Genomic DNA, 16,324 nt, shown 5'->3' on the forward strand with positions numbered 1-16,324 from the left:
CCAGACTCCATAGCAGATCTGCCAGCCCCCGTTCGGACGGTCATCTGATCGTCATGACCCCGGTGTGGCGCACAGTGCCGACGGATCGGCATCGTCGCCGCCTACCCGAATGCGGCACCGTCCCCGATGCGCGACCACGCGCCTCCGACGATCTCGCCGGCCTCGGTCACGTCGTATCGCCGCGAGGCGTCGTCGACGTTGACGACGATCGTTGCGCGGGTCGCACGTCCCGGTGGCAGCACGCGCGCGGTGACCCGGCCGCCATCGAGACCCTCGAGCTCGTCCACGAGCGCATCGTCGAGACGCTCCTGCACCGAGTCGTCGCCGATCAGCCCACCGTCGTCGAACAGCACGACGGATACGCCGCGTTCGCGCGCCCGCCACACCGCTGCCCGGACCCGGGCCGAATCCCAGGCGGGTGCGCGGATGCCGTCGCGCAGCTGCGCTTCCACGAGACGGGCGCGCTGCACCTCGATCCGGCTGAACTCGTGGTCGTCGGCGACCTGTTCGAGCAGCGGCCGTGCCTGCCGGTCCAGTCGCCCGAGCTGTCGGTCCCGTTCGGCGGCCGCGGCGAGGGCGGCAGCGTCCGACGCTGCATATCCCAGCTCCCGATCCCGCAGCGTGCGGATGCGATCGGCCATCGGTCGCAGCATCACCACGAACAGCGACGCGAAGATCATAACCGGGTACACCCACAAGGTGTAGCCGAGTCCGGTCACGAACCCGGGCCCCCGGAAGCCTCCCCACAGGGATGCCGACAGGCTCATCGTGGCGGCGCCGATCCACGCAAGGCCGAGCCGTCCCCGCACGGCCAGCAAGGCGAGCACCACGATCCCGGAGACCGCTGCGGGAAGACATTGCAAGGTCTGGAAGGTGTCGGTCGGCACCGACCACCAGGCCGTCGCGGTCCCGGCGATCATCACCGCCACCACCGCTACGCCCCAGCGGAACGGGAACGGGTCGCCGACGACCCGGATCAGGGCGGCCAGATCGGCGGCCAGCAGCACGAACGCCGCAGCGAGGCCCAGCCAGTTCGCCGGACCGCGGATCTCCAGGCCGGAACCGATCGTGACCACGATGTAGACAGCGCCGAAGGCGAGCAGCGCACCGACCACCGGCAGGGATCGCAGGCCGAACAGGTCGACCGTCTCCCCCGCCGGTCGCACCGCAGGCGCGTCACGACCCGCCATCACGGACCCACTTCACTATCACGACGGTGCCCCGGCCGGGCTCACTGCGGACCTCGACGTCGCCGCCTGCCAGCCCGGTCATCCGTCCGCGGATCCCGACCGCGAGGCCCAGCCGTTCGGGAGGTACCCGGTCCGGATCGAAACCCTGGCCGTCGTCGACGACGGCCAGAGTCACCCGGTCTGCCCGAAAGTCGCCGACGACGAGGCAGGATGCGCCCGCGCCTGCATGCCTGCGGGCATTGCGGATGGCCTCACACATCGCTTCGATCATCGCGGACACCGCCTCGCCCGGATACCGTCCCGACGCGGACCGGTTGATCGACAACTCACGTTCGACGTCGTCGGCGGTCGCCGCGATCGCCGTTCGCACCCGCTGCACGAACTCGTCGACCCCCGTCATCGCCTCCGGCGGCTCATCGTCACGCCGGTCGAGTTCGTCGAGGGCCGTCACCGCCTGGGTCCCGAGCCCTGGGCGCGGACGCCCGACCTCGATCGCCAGCAGGATGGCTATGACCTTGTCGTGGATCAGTGCCGCGAAGCGTGCCCGCTCGGCCTCCTTTGCCGTCGAGGCCGCCGACGTCGCCGCAGCGTCCATTGCGGCCGACCGCGTCTCGTCGAGCAGGCCGGCGGTCCGCACGGTCACGACCGCAACCGCGAGGAACACACAGGTGAGCGCGATCGTGACCAGCGATCCGAGGTAGAGCTCGGGACGCAGATGTCCATAGACACCGATCTGGTTGGCCGTCTGGGCCAGGAAGGTCGCCACCACGATGTGCCCGATCGCGAGCAGGTAGCGACCCGCCATGCCGAACACCAGGCCGGGGACCCCGGGGAACTGGACCAGCCAGACGCTCCACCACGAGTGCCCCGGCGCGACGTCGCCGTCCCATGCCACGAACCAGAGTGCGGTCGCCAGCAGGAATCCGACACTCGACAGCGCGGCCAGGGCGGTCTGATATCTGAGTGTCGGTCGATAGGTGGCAGCGATGACGAGCAGGGCCGGTCCCGCCACCAACGCGGCGCTCAGCGGAGGCCACCAGGGATCGGTGAGTTCGGCGCGGGCGGCGATGACCGGCGACAACCCGACCGTGAAGGTGATCAGCCCGCAGCCGACGAAACGGGCCCCGATCCGCTGTACGCGGGCGCGATCGGTGGCGTCCGACGGCCCGACGATGCGGTCGCGCCACGGGCGCGCACGCCCATCGTCCGGCGTGGCCGACGCGCGACCGAACGTACCGGTCGCCGCCGCCCCGCTCATCGGATCATCAGCATCTGTGCGCACTCCTCGGGATCGACTCGCTGACCGGCGACACTGCCATGCCGCGTCCGATCGGTCGACCGCCCACCCGGCCGGCGTGCGCCGACCGCCACATCGATTATCGCCGCCACGCCCCGAGACCGCTCCGGTTGTGGGCGGCCCGCGCCCGTGGCGACGCGAAACGGCCCGCTCCCCCTGAAGGGAACGGGCCGTCTCGATGTGTCTGTTGCGGAAAAGGCCGCTACTACTTGGCCTTCTCCAGCACCTCGACGAAGCGCCACCGCTTGGTCGCCGACAGCGGGCGGGTCTCCATGAGCCGCACGCGGTCGCCGACACCGGCGGTCTCGTTCTCGTCGTGTGCCTTGACCCGACTCGTGGTCCGGATGATCTTGCCGTAGAGCGGGTGGCTCTTACGATCTTCCAGCTCGACCACGATGGTCTTCTGCATCTTGTCGCTGACCACGTAACCGATCCGCTCTTTGCGGTTGTTACGTACTTCGGTCTGTGACGATCCTTCTGGGGTCACTTTCTGGTCCTCACTCATGCGTCTTCACCATCCGGTCCCGACGCCAGACCCAGCTCGCGCTCACGCATCACGGTGTAGACACGCGCGATCTCGCGACGCACGGTACGCAGACGACGGTTGTTGTCGAGCTGGCCGGTGGCCATCTGGAAGCGAAGGTTGAACAGCTCTTCCTTCGACTCTTTGAGGCGATCGACCAGATCGGTATCACTGAGCTCACGCAGCTCGTTCGCAGCAACTCCGAGTGCCATCAGAACTGCTCCTCTCTGGTCACGATCCTGGTCTTGATGGGGAGCTTGTGCTGCGCGCGACGCAGGGCCTCGCGAGCGGTCTCCTCATTGGGGTAGCTCATCTCGAACAGCACACGACCCGGCTTGACCGGGGCGACCCACCACTCGGGCGAACCCTTACCGGAACCCATGCGGGTCTCGGCGGGCTTCTTGGTCAGCGGGCGGTCCGGGAAGATGTTGATCCACACCTTGCCGCCACGCTTGATGTGCCGGTTGATGGCAATACGTGCCGATTCGATCTGACGGTTGGTGATGTACGCACCTTCCAGAGCCTGGATGCCGTAGTCACCGAACGTCACCTTGGTGCCGCCCTTGGCCTGGCCCTTGAGGCTGGGATGGTGCTGCTTGCGGTGCTTGACCCGACGAGGGATCAACATGATCAGCCCTCCTTTTCCGTGGCCGCGCCGGCAGTGGCCCCCGCATTGGCGTCCACAGCCGGAGCATCGGCGGCACGACCCGCTTCGGTGCTCGTCGCGGTGGTACCCGAGGAACCGCTGCGACGCGGCCGGCTGGGCCGGCGCGGACGGCGATCTTCGGCGGCCGGCGCGGCTGCGGACAGCTCACGCTTGCCACCGACGATGTCGCCCTTGTAGATCCAGACCTTCACGCCGATGCGGCCGAAGGTGGTCTTGGCTTCGTAGAGTCCGTAGTCGATGTCGGCGCGCAGCGTGTGCAGCGGCACGCGACCCTCGCGGTAGAACTCACTGCGGCTCATCTCTGCGCCGCCCAGGCGACCGGAGCACTGGACCCGGATGCCCTTCACGTTCGGCTGACGCATCGCCGACTGGATCGCCTTGCGCATCGCGCGGCGGAAGGCCACACGGTTGCTCAGCTGCTCAGCGACGCCCTGGGCCACCAGCTGGGCCTCGGACTCTGCGTTCTTCACCTCGAGGATGTTCAGCTGCACCTGCTTGCCGGTCAGCTTCTCCAAGTCGCCACGAATCCGGTCGGCCTCGGCGCCGCGGCGACCGATGACGATGCCCGGACGGGCGGTGTGGATGTCGACGCGAACCCGGTCACGGGTGCGCTCGATCTCCACCTTGGCGATGCCGGCGCGCTCGAGTCCCGTGGACAGGAGCTTGCGGATGGCGACATCCTCTTTCACGTACTCCGCGTACTGCTTGTCGGCGTACCACCGCGAACTCCAGTCCGTGGTGATGCCCAGACGGAAGCCGTGCGGGTTGATTTTCTGACCCACTACTGGGCTCCCTTCTTCGGCTGACGCGACCGGCCTCGACCGGCGGTGGCCTTCTCGGGAAGGCTCTCCACGACGACGGTGATGTGGCTGGTGCGCTTGCGGATGCGGAACGCACGACCCTGTGCACGCGGCTGGAACCGCTTGAGCGTGGGGCCCTCGTCGGCGAAGGCGGTGGCGACGACCAGGGTCCGGCGATCCAGATCCAGGTTGTTCTCCGCATTCGCGACGGCGCTGGCGAGGACCTTGTAGACCGGCTCAGACGCCGACTGCGGGGCGAACCGCAGGATGTCGAGGGCCTCGTCGACGTTCTTGCCGCGGATCAGGTCGATCACACGGCGCGCCTTCATCGGCGTCACGCGAACGAACTTCGCGGTCGCCTTGGCTGTGGGATTCTCGGTTTGCGTAGTCATTACCGGCGCTTCGCTTTCCGGTCATCCTTGATGTGACCCTTGAAGGTGCGGGTAGGGGCGAACTCGCCCAGCTTGTGCCCGACCATGTTGTCCGAGACGAACACCGGGACGTGCTTGCGACCGTCGTGAACGGCGAAGGTATGACCGATGAAGTCGGGGATGATGGTCGAACGGCGCGACCAGGTCTTGATGACCTGCTTGGTGCCCTTCTCGTTCTGCGTGTCCACCTTGGCAAGCAGGTGGTCGTCGACGAACGGGCCCTTCTTGAGGCTGCGTGGCATTCTCTAACTCCCTCCTGTGCTTATCGCTTGTTCTTGCCGGTGCGACGACGCCGGACGATCAACTGGTCGCTGGCCTTGTTCTTGCGGGTCCGGCCTTCCGGCTGGCCCCACGGGCTGACCGGGTGGCGACCACCCGAGGTCTTGCCCTCGCCGCCACCGTGCGGGTGGTCGACCGGGTTCATCACGACACCGCGGACGGTCGGGCGCTTGCCCTTCCAGCGCATACGGCCGGCCTTGCCCCAGTTGATGTTCGACTGCTCGGCGTTGCCGACCTCGCCGACGGTGGCGCGGCAGCGCACGTCGACGCGACGGATCTCGCCGGACGGCATACGCAGGGTGGCGTAACTACCCTCCTTGCCGAGCAACTGGATCGAGGCGCCCGCACTGCGGGCCATCTTCGCCCCGCCGCCCGGACGCAGCTCCACGGCGTGCACCTGGGTACCGGTCGGGATGTTGCGCAGCGGCAGGTTGTTACCGGGCTTGATGTCGGCGGTCGCACCGGTCTCCACCACGTCGCCCTGCTTCAGGCCCTTGGGCGCGATGATGTAACGCTTCTCGCCGTCGACGAAGTGCAGCAACGCGATCCGCGCAGTGCGGTTCGGGTCGTACTCGATGTGAGCGACCTTGGCGTTGACACCGTCCTTGTCGTTGCGACGGAAGTCGATGAGGCGGTACGCACGCTTGTGACCGCCACCCTTGTGACGGGTGGTGATGCGGCCGTGCGCGTTACGGCCACCACGGCCGTGCAGCGGGCGGACGAGCGACTTCTCGGGATGGTCACGAGTGACCTCCGCGAAATCCGCGCCGGACGAACCGCGACGACCGGGGGTCGTCGGCTTGTACTTACGAATAGCCATGAGTCTGTAGTCCCTCTACTCTCGAGTCCCGGTCAGCCGACCGGGCCTCCAAAGATCTCGATGGGCTTGCTGTCAGCGGACAGCGTCACGATCGCGCGCTTGGTGGACTTGCGCTGGCCGTAGCCGAAGCGTGTGCGCTTGCGCTTGCCCTGCCGGTTGGCGGTGTTGACGCTGGTGACCGTGACGTCGAAGATCTGCTCGACCGCAATCTTGATCTGGGTCTTGTTCGAGTCCGGGTGCACGATGAACGTGTACACGTTGTCCTCGATCAGTCCGTAGGACTTCTCCGAGATCACCGGCGCCAGGATGATGTCACGCGGGTTGGCCTGCGTAGCCATACTCACGCCTCCTTCTTCTCAGTGTTCTGCTCGATGAACGCGTTGAGCGTCTCGACGCTGAACACCACCTCGTCCGAGTCCAGGACGTCGTAGGTGTTGAGCTGATCCGGTGCGATCGGCAGAACGTTCTGCAGGTTCGCCACGCTCTTCCATGCGGCGTCGTCCTCACGGCCGAGCACCACCAGGAACTTGCGGCGATCGCTCAGCGCCTCGAGGAACTGGCGAGCCGACTTGGTCGACGGGTTCTGCCCGGCAACCAGTTCGGTGATCACGTGGATGCGCTCGTTGCGGGCCCGGTCGGACAGGGCACCGCGCAGGGCGGCGGCCTTCATCTTCTTCGGGGTCCGCTGGCTGTAGTCACGCGGCTGCGGACCGTGAACGGTGCCACCGCCGGCGAACTGCGGCGCGCGGGTCGAACCCTGGCGGGCGCGACCGGTGCCCTTCTGGCGGTACGGCTTGGCCCCACCACCACTCACCTCGCCACGAGTCTTGGTGGCGTGCGTGCCCTGGCGGGCTGCGGCCTGCTGGGCCACGACCACCTGGTGCATCAGGGAGATGTTGGCGGTCGTGTCGAACAGCTCGGCGGGCAGATCAACGGTGCCGTTGGTCTTGCCGTCGGCCGACTTGACGTCCAGCGTCAGCTTTGTAGTCGTCTCGGTGCTCACTTGGCACCACCCTTCACTGCGTCGCGGATCACCACGATGCCGCCCTTGCGGCCGGGGATCGCGCCCTTGATCAACAGCAGACCGGCGTCGGCGTCGACCTTGTGCACGGTCAGGTTCTGCGTGGTCACGGTGTCGTTACCCATGCGTCCGGCCATCCGCATGCCCTTGAACACGCGACCCGGGGTGGCGCAGCCACCGATCGAGCCGGGTGCGCGGTGCACGCGGTGCGCGCCGTGGCTGGCGCCCAGACCGGAGAAGCCGTGACGCTTCATCGGACCGGCGAAGCCCTTGCCCTTGGAGGTGCCGGTCACGTCGACCTTGGTGCCGTTCTCGAAGATCTCGGCGGTCAGCTCCTGGCCGATCTCGAGCTCCGAGACATCCGCGATGCGGATCTCGGCGAGGTGGCGACGCGGGGTCACTCCGGCCTTGGCGTACTGCCCGGCGACCGGCTTGGTCACCTTGCGCGGGTCGATGGCGCCGTAGGCCAGCTGGACGGCGGTGTAGCCGTCGCGGTCCGCGGTACGGAGCTGGGTGATGACGTTCGGTCCGGCCTGGATCACCGTCACCGGGACGACGCGGTTGTTCTCGTCGAACACCTGGGTCATGCCGAGCTTGGTGCCCAGGATTCCCCGTGTGGCACTTTGATTGCTGGTTGCACTCTGTGTGGTCATATCTCTCGCCCCCCGCCTACTGGATGTTGACGTCGACGCTGGCCGGCAGGTCGATGCGCATCAGCGCATCCACCGTCTTCGGCGTCGGGTCGAGGATGTCGATGAGTCGCTTGTGGGTGCGCATCTCGAAATGTTCGCGGCTGTCCTTGTACTTGTGCGGCGAACGGATGACGCAATACACGTTCTTCTCGGTGGGCAACGGCACCGGGCCGACCACGCGTGCCCCGGTACGGGTCACGGTTTCCACGATCTTGCGCGCCGAAGCGTCGATCGCCTCGTGGTCGTAGGCCTTGAGCCTGATGCGGATCTTCTGTCCCGCCACGCTGTGTCCTCTTCCGTCAGTTGTTCTCGACAGACAAACACCGCGTGGCCTGGTCCGACACTGGAGGTCGGTGGACACATGACCGCCCGCGTGAGATTCGGGGATCGACGCTGTTCATCTATCGTTGTACGTAGGCTCGTCACTTGGTACGAGCCGGTTGTGCTCCGGCACCCGCGGTCGGGCGTGTCGTGTCCGTACCGCTGATTCAGGGCACGCGTTACACACCCGGTCCCGGAATCCGGGGCCTGGGAGTCATTCACCTGAAGGAGGCCGCACTGAAACCTGCGTCCGCCGCTCAAGGCAACCCGACAAGTATGCACCAGGTCGGGGCCGTAAGCCAAATCCGGGCGGGAGGGAGCATGGGCCGATGAGCGTTGACGTCATCTTACCCATGAGTAAGATCTGCTCCGTGAGTGACTCCGGCTCCTCGAGCCCCACCTATGCCCTGCGCCGCAAACTTCCCGACAACGCGATCGGGCACGCTCTGTTCTCGCTCGGCATGGTCGCCCGGGTGCCCTACTTCGGGACGGTACTGCCGATCGTCAGCGAGATGCGGCCCGGGTTCTGCCGGGTCACGGCACCCAATTGGTTCGGCGTCCACAACCACATCGGAACCTTCCACGCGATCGCGGCATGCAACCTCGCCGAGGCCGCGATGGGCATGCTCATGGAGGCGACCACGCCGACGAGCCATCGCTGGATTCCGAAGGCGATGAACACGCAGTACCTCGCGAAGGCGACGACGCGACTCACCGCGGAGGCCCGGCTCGACGACACCGTGAGCTTCGACGAGATCGTCGAGGGCACCGATGTCGTCGTCGGTGTCCGCGTTCTCGACAAGCACGGCACCGAGGTCGTGCACTGCGACATCACCACCTGGGTGACCCCGGCCTGACGCGCTCGCCCGGTCCGCAACTCACCCTGCCGTGGGCGTCGGTTGCTCCTACCCTTAGACGATGACGCCCGCAAACGCCTGCGCCGGGCCGGCCGACCCCGTGGGCGCGGTCCGCAAGGTCGGGGTCGAGGAGGAGTTCCACCTCGTCGACCTGCGCACGTCACGGCTGACCACCCGGGCTCCTGAACTGCTCGACGTGCTGCCGCCCGGCAGCCCCTATGTCGAGGAACTGCAGCGCTGCGTCATCGAGGCCAACAGCGATGTGCATCGACACCTCGACGACCTGCGCGTCGATCTGCAGGCCAACCGGTCGGTCCTCGTCGACGCCGCCGCGGGCCTGGGGATCGGCGTGGTCGCGGCGGGTTCCGTACCCCTCTCGGTGCCGACCGAGATGCTGGTCACCGAGACGCCCCGCTACCGGCGGATGCTCGCCGACTATCAACTCCTGGCCCGCGAGCAGTTGATCTGCGGCACTCAGGTACACGTCGACGTCACCGACCGCGACGAGGCCGTCGCCATCGCATCGCGCATCAGTCCGTACATACCGTCGCTGCTCGCACTGTCGGCGAGCTCACCGTTCTGGGCCGACGGCACCGACACCGGTTACGCGAGCGCCCGCACGCTCGTGTGGCAGCGCTGGCCGACCACCGGACCGTTTCCCGACGTGTACTCGGCGGCCGAGTACGACGACGAGATCGAGCGGCTCATCAACAGCGGCGTGATCACCGATCCGGGCATGGTCTATTTCGATGTCCGCCCGTCCGCGCGGGTCAACACCCTCGAACTCCGGGTCTGCGACAGCTGTCCGTCCGTGGACACCATCACCCTCATCGCCGGTCTGTTCCGCGCACTCGTGATCCGCGAGGCCCGCCGCCTCGACTCCCCGTCCCCACCGACGTCACCCGCGCTGTATCGGGCCGCGATCTGGCAGGCCGCCCGTGCCGGGCTCGAAGGCGACCTGATCGACGTCGACCACTCCGCACCCCGGCCCGCCGCAGACGTGATCACCGACCTCACCGCGTCGTTGCGGAACGAACTCGAGGACTGCGGCGACTGGCCTGCGGTCGATGAGCTCACCCGTCAGGCCCTGACCTTCGGGAGCTCCTCGGCACGACAGCGACGAACCCTGCGGCGCCGCGGTCGGTTCACCGCCGTCGTCGACAATCTGATCGCCGAGACGGCCGGGACCCTGACCGAGGGACCGCTGCCCGACGACCCCGAAGGCCGACTGCTGCACGGGTACCGCCGTCCCGAGCAGCCCGCCGACATCCCGACGGTGGACTCGCCGGACCGCGAGTCCTACGACGAGGCGGTCGCGTCCGCAGGCACGTCGCGTCCCGGCTACGCGGAGATCCTCGCGTCGGCCGCCTCGCTCGGCCCGAACACGCTGCGCAAGAGGCAATATCAGATCGAACGGGAACAGAGCATCGACGGTGTCACGTTCCGGGTGACCGGGCAATCGCGTGCCCAGCTCTTCCCGCTCGACGTGATGCCCCGCTACATCGGCGCCGACGACTGGCAGCGGGTCTCCCGAGGCCTACAGCAGCGGGCGCTGGCACTGAACGCCTTCCTCACCGACGTGTACGGCGACCAGGAATGCATGCACGACGGCATCCTTCCGCCCGAAGCGCTCGACCGCGCGCCCGGATACCGCCAGACCGGCCGCGTGCCGGCATGGCAACGGGTGCGCACCCACATCTGCGGTACCGATCTGGTCTCGCCCGAACCGGGACATTTCGTGGTCCTCGAGGACAATCTGCGCGTGCCGTCGGGAATCGCGTACGCGATGTCCAACCGCACGTTGATGACCCAGTTCATGTCCGAGATACCCATGCCGGCGGCGACCATGTCGGTCGCCGACGTCCCGCGCATGATCGGCGAGACCATCGCTGCGGCGGCGCCACCGGATGCCCACGCCGACGGCATCGACATCATGATCAGTTCGGGCTGGCAGGATTCGGCCTGGTTCGAGCACACCATCCTGGCGGCCGGCGCCGGACTGAGACTCTCGACACCGGAGCACCTCTCGGTCGACGTCACCGACGGCCCCGATGCCGGCCGCGTGTTCTTCCATCACGGCACCTCCCGTGTCCCTGTCAACACGGCGTATGTCCGTATGGACGAGGACATGTTGCTGTCCTCCAACGGTTTTCAGGATCAGCCGCTGCGCGACGGTATCCTCGACGGGCTGGGCCGCGGGCGATTCGCCCTCGCCAACGCGCTGGGCAACGGCGTCGGCGACGACAAAGCGATCTACTATTACGTCCCCGCGATGATCCGTTACTACCTCGGCGAGGAACCGCTCCTCGATCAGGTACCCACGTGGCTCTGCGCGGAACGCCATCAGCGCGATCACGTATTGGACAACCTGGAACATCTGGTCGTCAAACCCATTGACGGCCTGGGCGGTTCGGGAATCACGATCGGTCCCGAGTGCACCGAGGAGGAGCTGTCACGTCGCCGGGTCGATCTGCTGACCCAGCCGGAACGCTTCATCGCCCAGGAGGTGGTGGCCCTGTCCACCCACCCCACCTTCGACGGCAACGGCTTCTACGCCCACCATGTCGATCTGCGCGCCTTCGTCCACCTTCGCGGCGCGGGCGACGAGCGCGTTTCCGCCCACGTCGCCCCTGCCGCACTCACCCGGGTCGCCCCCGCAGGCAGCCTGATCGTCAACTCCTCGCGCGGCGGCGGCGGCAAGGACACCTGGATCCAGGGCGCCGATCCGGCGACCAGAGAGGGATGACCGATGTGTGGTGTATGCGGTGAGATCCGTTTCGACGCGACAACTCCCGACATCGGCGCCGTGGGGGTGATGACCGGATCGATGTCCCGGCGCGGACCGGACGGATCCGGTGTCTTCGCCACAGGTTCAGTGGCGCTGGGCCATCGGCGTCTCAAGATCATCGACCTCTCCGAACGTGGCGCGCAGCCGATGGTCGACCCGGAGCTCGGCCTGGCGCTGGTGTTCAACGGCTGCATCTACAACCATCGCGAGCTGCGGGAAGAGCTCGAGGCCAAGGGTTACCGCTTCTTCTCCCACGCCGACAGCGAGGTCATCCTCAAGGCCTTCCATGCCTGGGGAGCCGACTGCGTCGACCACCTCATCGGGATGTTCGCCTTCGCGGTGGTCGACACCGACACCGGCAGTCTCACGCTGGCCCGCGACCGCCTGGGGATCAAACCGCTCTATCTCGCCGAAACCCCCGGGCGGCTTCGGTTCGCGTCGTCGCTACAGGCTCTGCTCCGGGCCGGCGATGTGGACACCTCCATCGACCGGGTGGCCCTGCACCATTACTTCAGTTTCCATTCCGTCGTCCCCGCACCCCACACCATCTACAACGGCATCCGGAAACTGCCGCCCGCGACGGTCCGGACCATCACACCGGACGGCCGCAGCACGGAGAAGCGCTACTGGACGCCGGCCTTCTCCCCGCACCCCGACCGTGGCGACTGGGACGAATCGCGGTGGCAGCACGAGTTGCTGGATTCGCTGCGCACCTCGGTCCGCCGCCGGATGGTCGCCGACGTCCCGGTCGGCGTGCTGCTGTCCGGAGGTATCGACTCGTCTCTCGTGGTCGCGTTGCTGGCCGAGCAGGGACAGACCGACCTCGCGACCTTCAGCATCGGATTCGACTCTGCCGGTGGAGAATCCGGAGACGAATACGCGTACTCCGATCTGATCGCCGACACCTTCGCCACCGACCATCACAAGATCCACATCGGCACCGACCGGCTGCTGCCCGCGGTACCCGGCACCATCGCCGCGATGAGCGAACCGATGGTCAGCCACGACTGTGTGGCCTTCTATCTCCTGTCCGAAGAGGTCAGCAAATCCATCAAGGTGGTGCAATCCGGCCAGGGCGCCGACGAGATCCTCGGCGGATACGGCTGGTATCCGCCGCTGCAGCACACCCCCCGCGACGACACCACCAAGGCCTACGCGAGCGTCTTCTTCGACCGCGACCATGCAGCGATCGGCGAGCTGCTCGGCGAGGCCTACCACCTCGAGCAGGACTACGACCCGAGTTGGGAGTTCGCCCACGCCCACCAATCGGCGGCCGGCGCCCGGACCGCGGTCGACGCGGCGCTACGTCTCGACACCACCGTCATGCTCGTGGACGATCCCGTCAAACGGGTCGACACGATGACCATGGCGTGGGGCCTGGAGGCACGGGTCCCGTTCCTCGACCACGAGTTCGTCGAGCTCGCGGCCAGCTGCCCGCCCGATCTCAAACTCGCCCACGGAGGCAAGGGAATCCTCAAGGACGCCAGCCGTTCCCTGCTCCCGTCCGCCGTCATCGATCGCACCAAGGGGTACTTCCCCGTGCCCGGTATCCGGCATCTCGAGGGCGGCGTGCTCGATCTCGTCGCGGACACCCTCCGCTCGAGCGCGGCAACCACTCGGGGGCTGTACCGGCCGGAGGCACTCGACCGCTTGTTCGCCGACCCGAACGGTATCCGGACCACCCTGGATGCCAACGAGTTGTGGCAGGTTGCCATGCTGGAGATGTGGCTACAGAGCATGGAAGCAGTCACCGCCCCGTGAGCGTGAGCAGGGCGATTCCCGTCGGCACCCCCGGCCGCGACGGCTCGATGCCCGCGCACACCGTCCGTTTCGACGACCGCGGATGGCACACCTACGGTGCATCGGTGTCGCCGGACGGAAAGGCGTTCGCCTACATCGTCGACGACGGCACCGGATATCCACGTGCCGCACAGCGCTCCCTGTCGGTTTCCGGCGTCGGCGAACTCCGCTGGGTGAGCCTGCGGTCGACCGGTCCGGTGCGCAAGATCGTGCACTCGACCGACAGCAGGTGGCTGGCGGTCGAGATCGCCCCGAGCGGCGGTGAGCACCACCAGGTCTGGGTGGTGACCACCGATCCCGACGACGACACCGCCCATCGCATCGGCGCGACCCGCCCCGACGGGGATACTCCCGGGCGCCCTGCCGGCGGCGCCGGGCGATCCTTCGGCACCGTCTCGCTGGTCGGGTGGGACACCGATTGGGTGCTCATCACCGCGACCGAACCCGACGGCACCGCGCATTCGCTGCGGGTACACCCGGGTACGTCGGCGACCATGACACTCGACGTCCGTGTGGGCGGCGCGCTCATCGACTCATGGAAGGGCGCCACGCTCATCCGCGTCGGTCCGCGCGGCTATCGCGACATGCTGTTGCTGCGCCGACGGCTCGACATCGCGTCCGACAGCGTCGTGATGACGCCGCTGCTGCCCAACGATCCCGGCGCGGTCACCGATGACGGTCACATCCTGGACCAGGGTTTCGATCATCCGTCGCTGGTGTTCACCGGCCCCCCGCAGGATGCCGATCGCGATCTCGACAGCGTGCAGGCCATCGTCGTCAGCGATTTCGACAGCAAGTATCCGCGCCTGCTCGGCGTCGAGGTCGGTCGACACGGCGTCCGGTTCCGGGTCTTGGCGCAACGCCCGGACGCCGGCATCGACGAGTTCGTGGTGAGCAACGACCAGTCGACGGTGGCCATGCTCTGGAATGTGGCAGGGCGCAGCGAATTACAGATCCTCACCCTCCCCGATCAGACCTTGCACGATCCCATCGACCTGCCGGGCGAGGTGGCCACCGAACTCTCCGTCAGCGCGGCGGGGAGGCTGGTCGCCGTCACCGTGTCGAGCCCGCAACACTCACCGCTGGTCCATCTGATCCACACCGGGACCGGCGAGGTGATCCCGATCCGCGACGATGTGGTGGCCGGCGAGGGTCCGTCGACCGGACTCGTGCCGGAGGTGCTGGAACTGTCGGCCCGGGACGGGATGCCGCTGTCGGGTCTGCTGTTCCGCTCGAAGCGCGCGGGCCCTGGGCCGACCGTCTTGTATTTTCACGGGGGTCCCGAGGCGCAGACGCGCCCCGACTACAACTTCCTCTTCGGACCGCTGGTGGACGCCGGGATCACGGTGTTCGCCCCCAACGTGCGCGGATCGTCGGGATACGGGCGACTGTTCTCGCACGCCGACGACCGGTACGGCCGCTATGCCGGTATCGACGACGCGGCCGACTGCGCCGAACACCTTGTCGCACGGGGTATCGCCGATCCCGGAGCACTCTACTGTTCGGGTCGCTCGTACGGCGGCTATCTCACCCTCGCCTGCCTGACCTTTCACCCCGACACCTTCGCCGCCGGCATCGCCATCTGCGGGATGAGCGACCTCGAGTCGTTCTTCCGCAACACCGAGCCGTGGATCGCGGTGGCGGCGTACACCAAGTACGGTCACCCCGACTCCGATCGCGAACTGCTCGCCGACCTGTCACCGATCCATCGCATCGCCGACGTCCGGGCACCCCTGCTGGTGGTGCACGGCGCCCACGACACGAACGTGCCGGTCAGCGAATCCCGGCAGATGGTCGACGAATTGCGTGCCCGCGGTGCCGTCGCCGCGATGCTGATGTTCGACGACGAAGGGCACGAGATCGTCAAACGCCACAATCAGCAACGACTGACCGAGGCGGTCGCGGGCTGGATTCTCGACCACCCGTCGCGGCCCGGAGCACCGGAGGCACGATGAGGCACCGCCCCCGAGAAGCGCCCCGGAAAACCGCCCTCCGGAGTGGCGCCGCGCACCATCTGTCGATGCCCCGCCCATGGCGGGCGCATTTCGGGGGTGCTTGTCAGGAGGCGGGCGCTCTCGCGACGGGTGTGCGCGCTGTGGGGTGCCGATGAGCGCACGCATGACCGACCGGCTCATCGCCCAGCTGGTGGAGACGCGATCGGAGAGTGCGCGCGCAAACGTGCTCGAGGAACTCCGGCGGTTGATCCTGTCCGGCGGTGCGCCGCCCGGTGCGCAGATCCCGCCCGGCGAGGTCGCGGATGCCTTTCAGGTGAGCCCCATCCCCGTACGCGAGGCTCTCAAGACGCTGGTGGGTGAAGGCCTCGTCGTACACCAACGAAACGCCGGCTACCGCGTCAGCCAGCTCTCGATCGACGAACTCCGCGAGATCTATTTCGTGCGAGGAACTCTGGAGCAGGCCGCGCTGGCGCGAGCCGTAGACCTCATCGACTCCGCGGGTCTCGACCGCGCCCGGGGACGGCACGAGGAACTGGTGACAGCGGTGAAGTACGACGACCGCAAGGCCTTTCACGATGTCTCCCGCGAGTTCCACCGCGAGCTCACCACTCCGTGCGCCATGCCCCGACTGCTGAACATGTTCGAGGCGACCTGGAATCTCACCGAACCCTTCCAGGCGATGCGGGCGGTCGGCTCAGCGATCCAGGAGGCCCTCAACGACGACCACGCCGCGCTGCTCGACGCCTTTGCCGCCCGCGACACCGCCGCGGTGCTGGAGGTGGGGCAGATCCATCATCAGCGGCTGGAGAGCGCCATCGTCGAGACCGCGGCCGAACTGGGAGTACGCCACGACGACTGACGACACGGGCCACCGGCACTGCGC

At 67.4% G+C, this 16,324-nt stretch carries 18 protein-coding genes; 5 read left to right on the forward strand and 13 right to left on the reverse strand.

Features of this window, described 5'->3' with window-relative positions:
- Positions 1–101: 101 nt before the first annotated feature.
- The 13 genes from OVA31_RS04405 to rpsJ form a co-directional block, all read right to left on the reverse strand.
- The gene (locus OVA31_RS04405; RefSeq protein WP_267629880.1) at positions 102–1,190 is read right to left on the reverse strand and encodes a hypothetical protein; all 1,089 of its coding nucleotides are present in this window, start codon (positions 1,188–1,190) and stop codon (positions 102–104) included.
- Positions 1,177–2,448, reverse strand: coding sequence for a sensor histidine kinase (locus OVA31_RS04410; protein WP_267629881.1), 1,272 nt, complete (start codon positions 2,446–2,448; stop codon positions 1,177–1,179). The genes OVA31_RS04405 and OVA31_RS04410 overlap by 14 nt, the downstream gene beginning before the upstream one ends.
- Before the next feature lie 244 nt (positions 2,449–2,692).
- Entirely contained in the window at positions 2,693–2,992 is a 300-nt protein-coding gene (gene rpsQ / locus OVA31_RS04415; protein WP_267629882.1) for a 30S ribosomal protein S17, read from the reverse strand.
- Positions 2,989–3,222 carry a 50S ribosomal protein L29 gene (gene rpmC / locus OVA31_RS04420; RefSeq protein WP_267629884.1) on the reverse strand — a complete coding sequence of 78 codons (234 nt, stop codon included), beginning with the start codon at positions 3,220–3,222 and terminating at the stop codon, positions 2,989–2,991. The genes rpsQ and rpmC overlap by 4 nt, the downstream gene beginning before the upstream one ends.
- Positions 3,222–3,638 (reverse strand): 50S ribosomal protein L16, encoded by a 417-nt coding sequence (gene rplP / locus OVA31_RS04425; protein WP_161062057.1) that lies wholly within the window; start codon positions 3,636–3,638, stop codon positions 3,222–3,224. Before rplP ends, rpmC begins: the two co-directional genes overlap by 1 nt.
- Before the next feature lie 2 nt (positions 3,639–3,640).
- Positions 3,641–4,459 carry a 30S ribosomal protein S3 gene (gene rpsC / locus OVA31_RS04430; RefSeq protein WP_164308674.1) on the reverse strand — a complete coding sequence of 273 codons (819 nt, stop codon included), beginning with the start codon at positions 4,457–4,459 and terminating at the stop codon, positions 3,641–3,643.
- Positions 4,459–4,869, reverse strand: a complete 411-nt coding sequence (gene rplV / locus OVA31_RS04435) for a 50S ribosomal protein L22 (RefSeq protein WP_164308673.1) — start codon at positions 4,867–4,869, stop codon at positions 4,459–4,461. Before rplV ends, rpsC begins: the two co-directional genes overlap by 1 nt.
- Positions 4,869–5,150 carry a 30S ribosomal protein S19 gene (gene rpsS / locus OVA31_RS04440; RefSeq protein ID WP_005203946.1) on the reverse strand — a complete coding sequence of 94 codons (282 nt, stop codon included), beginning with the start codon at positions 5,148–5,150 and terminating at the stop codon, positions 4,869–4,871. The genes rplV and rpsS overlap by 1 nt, the downstream gene beginning before the upstream one ends.
- Before the next feature lie 20 nt (positions 5,151–5,170).
- Positions 5,171–6,007 carry a 50S ribosomal protein L2 gene (gene rplB / locus OVA31_RS04445; RefSeq protein WP_267629885.1) on the reverse strand — a complete coding sequence of 279 codons (837 nt, stop codon included), beginning with the start codon at positions 6,005–6,007 and terminating at the stop codon, positions 5,171–5,173.
- Between the two features lie 32 nt (positions 6,008–6,039).
- A complete protein-coding gene (rplW, locus tag OVA31_RS04450) occupies positions 6,040–6,345 on the reverse strand; it encodes a 50S ribosomal protein L23 (protein WP_164308671.1) in 306 nt (101 codons plus the stop codon).
- Positions 6,346–6,347: 2 nt separating this feature from the next.
- The gene (rplD, locus tag OVA31_RS04455) at positions 6,348–7,010 is read right to left on the reverse strand and encodes a 50S ribosomal protein L4 (RefSeq protein ID WP_267629887.1); all 663 of its coding nucleotides are present in this window, start codon (positions 7,008–7,010) and stop codon (positions 6,348–6,350) included.
- Entirely contained in the window at positions 7,007–7,681 is a 675-nt protein-coding gene (rplC, locus tag OVA31_RS04460; RefSeq protein WP_164308669.1) for a 50S ribosomal protein L3, read from the reverse strand. Before rplC ends, rplD begins: the two co-directional genes overlap by 4 nt.
- Before the next feature lie 16 nt (positions 7,682–7,697).
- Positions 7,698–8,003 carry a 30S ribosomal protein S10 gene (rpsJ, locus tag OVA31_RS04465; protein WP_003938093.1) on the reverse strand — a complete coding sequence of 102 codons (306 nt, stop codon included), beginning with the start codon at positions 8,001–8,003 and terminating at the stop codon, positions 7,698–7,700.
- 409 nt (positions 8,004–8,412) lie between these two features.
- On the opposite strand from rpsJ, the gene OVA31_RS04470 reads away from it, so the two are divergent.
- The 5 genes from OVA31_RS04470 (at position 8,413) to OVA31_RS04490 (ending at position 16,300) form a co-directional block, all read left to right on the forward strand.
- Positions 8,413–8,898, forward strand: a complete 486-nt coding sequence (locus OVA31_RS04470) for a hotdog fold domain-containing protein (protein ID WP_420714140.1) — start codon at positions 8,413–8,415, stop codon at positions 8,896–8,898.
- A gap of 61 nt (positions 8,899–8,959) precedes the next feature.
- Positions 8,960–11,644: a carboxylate--amine ligase/circularly permuted type 2 ATP-grasp protein gene (locus OVA31_RS04475; protein WP_267629889.1), complete on the forward strand. Its 2,685-nt coding sequence runs from the start codon at positions 8,960–8,962 to the stop codon at positions 11,642–11,644.
- Between the two features lie 3 nt (positions 11,645–11,647).
- Positions 11,648–13,447, forward strand: a complete 1,800-nt coding sequence (locus OVA31_RS04480) for an N-acetylglutaminylglutamine amidotransferase (RefSeq protein WP_267629890.1) — start codon at positions 11,648–11,650, stop codon at positions 13,445–13,447.
- 47 nt (positions 13,448–13,494) lie between these two features.
- A complete protein-coding gene (locus OVA31_RS04485) occupies positions 13,495–15,441 on the forward strand; it encodes an alpha/beta hydrolase family protein (RefSeq protein WP_267631405.1) in 1,947 nt (648 codons plus the stop codon).
- A 151-nt stretch (positions 15,442–15,592) separates the two neighbouring features.
- Positions 15,593–16,300: a GntR family transcriptional regulator gene (locus OVA31_RS04490; protein ID WP_267629891.1), complete on the forward strand. Its 708-nt coding sequence runs from the start codon at positions 15,593–15,595 to the stop codon at positions 16,298–16,300.
- Positions 16,301–16,324: the final 24 nt, after the last annotated feature.

It is taken from the genome of Gordonia sp. SL306 (genome assembly GCF_026625785.1).
GTDB lineage: Bacteria > Actinomycetota > Actinomycetes > Mycobacteriales > Mycobacteriaceae > Gordonia.

Excerpts from the sequence above, each read along its gene's own strand:
- OVA31_RS04405 (WP_267629880.1), bottom strand. The coding sequence starts at position 1,190 with ATGGCGGGTCGTGACGCGCCTGCGGTGCGACCGGCGGGGGAGACGGTC.
- OVA31_RS04410 (WP_267629881.1), bottom strand. The coding sequence starts at position 2,448 with ATGAGCGGGGCGGCGGCGACCGGTACGTTCGGTCGCGCGTCGGCCACG.
- rpsQ (WP_267629882.1), bottom strand. The coding sequence starts at position 2,992 with ATGAGTGAGGACCAGAAAGTGACCCCAGAAGGATCGTCACAGACCGAA.
- rpmC (WP_267629884.1), bottom strand. The coding sequence starts at position 3,222 with ATGGCACTCGGAGTTGCTGCGAACGAGCTGCGTGAGCTCAGTGATACC.
- rplP (WP_161062057.1), bottom strand. The coding sequence starts at position 3,638 with ATGTTGATCCCTCGTCGGGTCAAGCACCGCAAGCAGCACCATCCCAGC.
- rplV (WP_164308673.1), bottom strand. The coding sequence starts at position 4,869 with ATGACTACGCAAACCGAGAATCCCACAGCCAAGGCGACCGCGAAGTTC.
- rpsS (WP_005203946.1), bottom strand. The coding sequence starts at position 5,150 with ATGCCACGCAGCCTCAAGAAGGGCCCGTTCGTCGACGACCACCTGCTT.
- rplB (WP_267629885.1), bottom strand. The coding sequence starts at position 6,007 with ATGGCTATTCGTAAGTACAAGCCGACGACCCCCGGTCGTCGCGGTTCG.
- rplW (WP_164308671.1), bottom strand. The coding sequence starts at position 6,345 with ATGGCTACGCAGGCCAACCCGCGTGACATCATCCTGGCGCCGGTGATC.
- rplC (WP_164308669.1), bottom strand. The coding sequence starts at position 7,681 with ATGACCACACAGAGTGCAACCAGCAATCAAAGTGCCACACGGGGAATC.
- OVA31_RS04475 (WP_267629889.1), top strand. The coding sequence starts at position 8,960 with ATGACGCCCGCAAACGCCTGCGCCGGGCCGGCCGACCCCGTGGGCGCG.
- OVA31_RS04480 (WP_267629890.1), top strand. The coding sequence starts at position 11,648 with ATGTGTGGTGTATGCGGTGAGATCCGTTTCGACGCGACAACTCCCGAC.
- OVA31_RS04485 (WP_267631405.1), top strand. The coding sequence starts at position 13,495 with ATGCCCGCGCACACCGTCCGTTTCGACGACCGCGGATGGCACACCTAC.
- OVA31_RS04490 (WP_267629891.1), top strand. The coding sequence starts at position 15,593 with ATGAGCGCACGCATGACCGACCGGCTCATCGCCCAGCTGGTGGAGACG.